This is a genomic window from Wolbachia endosymbiont of Tuta absoluta (assembly GCF_059414725.1).
Map to the genome: position 1 here is coordinate 1 of NZ_JBNRJY010000810.1, position 1,428 is coordinate 1,428.

At 59.5% G+C, this 1,428-nt stretch carries 1 protein-coding gene and 1 other annotated feature; the gene reads right to left on the reverse strand.

What is annotated here, in order from left to right; translation table 11 throughout:
- Positions 1–147 precede the first annotated feature (147 nt).
- Positions 148–579, reverse strand: a sequence feature (23S ribosomal RNA rRNA prediction is too short).
- A gap of 356 nt (positions 580–935) precedes the next feature.
- On the reverse strand, positions 936–1,428 hold a 493-nt coding region (locus ACJ5GX_RS08180; RefSeq protein ID WP_495292902.1), incomplete at its 5' end, for a 4-carboxy-4-hydroxy-2-oxoadipate aldolase/oxaloacetate decarboxylase.

The window sequence follows — 1,428 nt, forward strand, 5'->3', positions numbered from 1 at the left end:
GATCGCGTCTCCACGCCGTACGCCGGGCGCTGGCCATTGGGAACATGGCATCCCAGATCGATCAGGCGCCGCAGGCGATTCGCTGGCGCCATAGACATGCACACCCTTGAGCATTTCCTGCTCGGCCTGGATGGCATCGTCATGGATCGATCTATTTCACTCCCCTCCCGGGGTTCTTTTCGCCTTTCCCTCACGGTACTTGTTCACTATCGGTCGATGATGAGTATTTAGCCTTGGAGGATGGTCCCCCCATATTCAGACAGGGTTTCTCGTGCCCCGCCCTACTTGTCTGCAGCCTAGTACCACCAATGCGTTTTCACATACGGGGCTATCACCCACTATGGCCGGACTTTCCATTCCGTTTTGTTAACACACTGACTATCACTGCAAGGCTCTTCCGAATTCGCTCGCCACTACTATCGGAATCTCGGTTGATGTCTTTTCCTCTGGGTACTTAGATGTTTCAGTTCTCCAGGTTCGCTTCACTGAGCTATGTATTCACTCAGTGATACCTATTGCTAGGTGGGTTCCCCCATTCAGAAATCTCCGGATCGATCTCATAGCGCGCCATCGCATGGAACAGGGTGTAGGCCTTCAGGTCGATGTTGACATTGGCGCCTTCGGTGGGGTGGCTGGTGCCGGTCGCCACCTGGTGCATCTTGCTTTGCGCGGTCAGGCCGGTGCCCAGGGTCAGCTTGTTCCAGCTGCCGGGCAAGCGGTAGCTGGTGTTCAGGCGCAGCAGGTGCTTGGGATCGATCGTTTCCACATCGGCCTCGGCCAGCTGGGCGAAAAGGGCGGGTCCCAGGTCTTCGAAGCGGGCGCAATCCCAGGGCTGCAGGCTGCCGTTGGAGCTGACCACCAGGCTGTGCGAGTAGGTCTGTTTGTCCACCGCCAGCCAGCCCGGGCCATAGCCTGTGATGGTCAAGGTGTCGGATTTATCGGGCTGGAACTTCATGGCGCGGACTTTCGGCAAACGGGGCAAAGACAGGGCAGGGCCCGGTGCCACAGGCACAGGGAGCCACTACAGAGCGATCGATCGTGCCCTTGGAAGACACGTTTCGGCTCCAGACCGGGAAACCCATTTCCTGCAACGTCTTGGTATCGCGTACACCGGCATCAATGACCAGGGCACGTGCGCCACGCGCCTGGAAGCTGGTGGCCAGCAAATCACCAAAATATCCATCGCTGCAGGGTGAAGTCACCGCCGCCACAACAATGTCGCCAGGCTGGATTTGCTCGGCGGCCACGTGCAGCATCCAGTTGTCGCCCGGCTGCAGCAGCACGGTGACGGCTGTCCCGGAGACCTGCTGGCCAGCGGCGATGGGACGCAACGCCGGCTGCAGCAAGCCCACGCGGCCCATGGCCTCATGCACGGTAGCCGATCGATCATTGCGCTGATGACGGCCTTGCTCAACGCGCTCAAGGATC